Source organism: Acinetobacter sp. TY1, assembly GCF_048551395.1.
GTDB lineage: Bacteria > Pseudomonadota > Gammaproteobacteria > Pseudomonadales > Moraxellaceae > Acinetobacter.
This window is the reverse complement of record NZ_JBLYZK010000059.1, coordinates 1-3,861: the sequence shown is the minus strand read 5'-3', so window position 1 is coordinate 3,861 and position 3,861 is coordinate 1. Positions and strand designations below refer to the sequence as shown.

Below are 3,861 nucleotides of genomic sequence, written 5' to 3'. Positions count from 1 at the left end.
CCACTTACCCAAGTTACGCCTTAAATTTGGCTCAATTAGGGGCGCTTTGCATTTCAAATCTTTGTGCAACAAAGCCGCTTCTACTCCAAAAATCTGACAGTCATGCCTTTGCGAACAATTTTAGATAAATTATTTGCGTCCCAATTGGTCAATCGAATACACCCATGCGAAGCTGTTTTAGAAATTAAAGCGGGGTTGGGTGTCCCATGAATTCCAAAAGAAGGTCGAGATAAACCAATCCAAATATTTCCAACTGGATTATTCGGTCCGGGCGGTAAACTAAGAGGTTTAAGATTTTTGCCTTGAATAAAATTCTTAGGGTTATAGCTGTAGTGTGGATTTGGCACAATGCTCCCAATCACATGAGTGCCAGATGGTGAGGGATTATCTTCACTACCAATGGTTGCAGGAAAAGAAGCAATCATCTTATTTTGTTGATCAAGCAAATATAATTGTTTTGAGCCTTTGTGCGCGATAATCATTTTTATATTTTTTGGCAACGTGTTTTTCACATTTGCCACAATAATCTTTTCACCAACTTTATTAAAAGTTGCACCTGAATTTATTTTTTGTAAAAACAATTCATCCATATGAAACTTTTCACCCAGCATCTCAGTCACACGGGTGTAATACAAACCTCGCATCTTTGATTGTTCAGCATAATAGACCTTGCGAAAGTCGTTATTGCAAGTTCATCCGATTTACCAGTGCAGCGATTAAGTTAATGCGTAAACCGAATCTTTTCCGTCTATTTCGATAGCGTTCACTTAATATTCTAAATGTTTTCAATTGACTATTAATATGTTCGATCACAACTCGTATTTTTCCAATCATTTTATTGTACTTTTTCTCAACATCAAATAAGGGTAAATTCTTCTTTTTCTTTATTGGCATCAATAATTTAAAGCCATCTTGCTCTAACCCATAGTACCCTAAATCGGTCATAACATAGTCACAATGTTTGAATTTCTTAACTGTTTTTCTTGCCAATTTAATATCATGCTGACTGCCAGACGATATATCTACTCCTATGATTTGTTTGCTCTTCGGATGATAGATCACTTGGGCTTTTAACGTATGTTTCTTCTTTTTACCACTGTAGAACTTACTCTGATTTTTTTTTCGGGCGTTCTATTGAACATTCTGTCGCATCAATAATTACCCAGTTAAATTGTTCGTCTGCTGTGGTAATGCTTCGTTTTGGCAGGGTAAAACGCCTTGATTTCATTAATGCATCTTCAACCTTTTTAATGGTTCGATTCACATTACTTTCAGCGATATGGTAATTTGCAGCCAATTCCAATTGAGTGCTGTAATTCCGTAAGTAATTGAGTGTTAATAATAATTGATCCTCTATAGCTAAAGTATGAGGACGCCCAGATTTCTTTTTAAGTGATTCTGCTTCTTTTAAAACTTCGACCATTTCACTAAAAACTGGTCGAGGTACGCCAACCAAGCGCTTGAATTCAGAATCTGAAAAACGGTTTAATTTCTGATATTTCATGGAATCTATATTGAGGCAGTTTTTACTTTCGCAAGAGGTCTAATCTACAGGAATAGATTGAGCATAAGGCCCCTTCAAGTCTTGTGCAGTAATCGTGTATTCAATAAATGTTGGTTGGGTTGTATCTTCATTTAAAAGATGCCAAGTATTTGCGTCTAAGATTCCATCACCACTTAGACCCTTCATAATTTGAAAAGCTGAAATCGCTTTAACAGTATTTAAGCCCAATGAACCATCAATCGCCCCTGAGGATGAATAGTGGCGACTCAACAGGACTTGTAACTTTGCGTAAACAGGAAGATAGCCTTTTTCAAGATTGTCTGACCATTCAGCTTTATTTAGATTATCTAAAGACCATGTGCTGGGTTGATTTAACAATGCCAAATTGTTCTGATCATTAGTTGAAATACTAAGTAGACTGTGCGGTTCTAGTGCGTTTGCATAAGTTGAAAAAATACAGATATTACTCAAGCAAATAATTAAGAAACGACTCAACATAGTAGCTAATCCCAAGGTAAAACGATTTATCAAAATGACAAAACCAATAGTTTAAATAAAGTTAAATAAATGCGCCTTTGTAATAATTTTAGTTAAAAAAATGCCAACTTAAGAAGGTAAATGTATATGGACTGTAACACTAATATTGTATATTAATTAACTAAACTAGGATAATTTCGTGTCCGCGCTAAATAAATTTAGCCATATAGGCATAAATAATTGATATGGCTAAACATTTAAATTGAGGTAAAGTTATAAATGAATACAACAGTAAAAGTAATCTCGGTTGACGGTGATGTTTGGCGCTTTTCCAATACAAATAAAAAATTAATTCTAAAAAAAGGGGCGAAACTTCAGGCAAAGGATGTATTGCATCTTTCTGAAGAAAGCAATGTCGTATTGCAGCTTTCAAATGGTCGTGTAGTCGAAATACACGGCAAAGATTTAATCAATAACGATGGTAATTTCAGTCTTAATTCCTTACTGGTCGAGTCAAATTCAGATATCGACAAAATTGTAAATTTTGCAAAATCATTTCAGCAAATGAATGAATCTGAACAACAAAATGATGTTGTTCGCTTAGACGACGGTCGCGTATTCAAAAAAGAGGGTAAAGATTACGTTGAAATTGCAGGAGAGTCTTTTGAGGGTGATCCTGAGGCAACACAAGGCGGCCACCGTTTTGTCCAGATTGCTAGAGTGGGTGAAACTTCTATAGCTGATGGCATTAACCCTTTGATGCTGAATAGGGTGGTCGATAATATTCCACCTTTAGGGATTGAATATCCAGCATCCTTATCAGTTATTAAGCCTTTTGAACATGGTTTGGGCGGTGGAAGTTGGATGCCATTGTCTGTATCTACACTAACAGGAAATACCCCCCCTGTTGCAGTGAATGACAACTACACCACGCCGCACAACACCCCAGTGGTTCTCAATCCACTACAAGGTGATACCGATCCAGAAAATGACGCCTTAAGCATTACCAGCATTAACGGCGTCACCCTGACACCAGGTACAGCACAGAGCATTCCTGTAACCAATGGCGTTGTGACTGTTGCTGCTGATGGCACCATCACCTTTACTCCAAATACAGGATTTGTGGGTCAAGAGACCTTTAACTACAGCATCAGCGATGGCCAAGGTGGCAGCTCAACAGCGACTGGAACCATCAACGTTTCAGCAGCACCAAACACACCACCTGTTGCAAGCGATGACACGTACAACACCGCATTCAACACGCCAGTGACCTTAAACCCATTGGCAAATGATACCGATGCAGATGGCAACCCATTGACCATCACCGCGATCAATGGCGTGACCTTGACCCCGGGCACCGCACAACAAATCAACACCCCGAACGGTGTGGTAAACATTGATGCCCAAGGCACCATTACCTTCACCCCGAACACAGGCTTTAGCGGTCAAGAAAGCTTTAACTACAGCATCAGCGATGGCCAAGGTGGTACGTCGACGGCGAATCAGATCATCAGTATTGCGCCAGTGGCGAATGACGACACAGCGACGGTGGACGAAGGTGACACCGTGGTGATAGCGGTCAAGGGCAACGACACCGATGCCGAAGACGGTACGCCAGCAGGTGTGGTGACCATCGTGGGCGCACCAGCCAACGGTACCGTGACGGTGAATGCCAATGGCACCGTGAGCTATGTACATGATGGTTCAGAAACCACCTCGGACAGCTTCACCTATACCGTGACCGACAGCAATGGTGTCGTGTCCAATACAGCGACAGTCAACATCACAGTGAATCCAGTGAACGATGCGCCAGTTGCGAATGACGACACAGCGACGGTGGACGAAGGTGACACCGTGGTGATAGCGGTCAAGGGCAACGA

The 3,861-nt window shown here is 40.3% G+C and carries 3 protein-coding genes and 1 pseudogene; 1 reads left to right on the top strand and 3 read right to left on the bottom strand.

Going from position 1 to position 3,861, the window contains the following annotated elements; translation table 11 throughout:
• Positions 1 to 80 precede the first annotated feature (80 nt).
• The 3 genes and pseudogenes from ACK2M2_RS16210 to ACK2M2_RS16200 form a co-directional block, all read right to left on the bottom strand.
• Positions 81 to 662: pseudogene (locus ACK2M2_RS16210) on the bottom strand (L,D-transpeptidase); the annotation flags it as partial.
• A gap of 19 nt (positions 663 to 681) precedes the next feature.
• Positions 682 to 1,504, bottom strand: a protein-coding gene (locus ACK2M2_RS16205) for an IS5 family transposase (RefSeq protein WP_419349886.1) whose coding sequence is annotated in 2 segments (ribosomal slippage) — positions 682 to 1,122 and positions 1,124 to 1,504 — 822 coding nt in all. Because the reading frame shifts where the segments join, the coding sequence is not laid out codon by codon here.
• Positions 1,505 to 1,543: 39 nt separating this feature from the next.
• Positions 1,544 to 2,002, bottom strand: coding sequence for a peptidoglycan-binding domain-containing protein (locus ACK2M2_RS16200; RefSeq protein ID WP_419349884.1), 459 nt, complete (start codon positions 2,000 to 2,002; stop codon positions 1,544 to 1,546).
• A gap of 258 nt (positions 2,003 to 2,260) precedes the next feature.
• Between ACK2M2_RS16200 and ACK2M2_RS16195 the strand changes: the two genes are divergently transcribed.
• Positions 2,261 to 3,861: Ig-like domain-containing protein (locus tag ACK2M2_RS16195; protein ID WP_419349882.1), on the top strand; the 1,601-nt coding region annotated here is incomplete at its 3' end.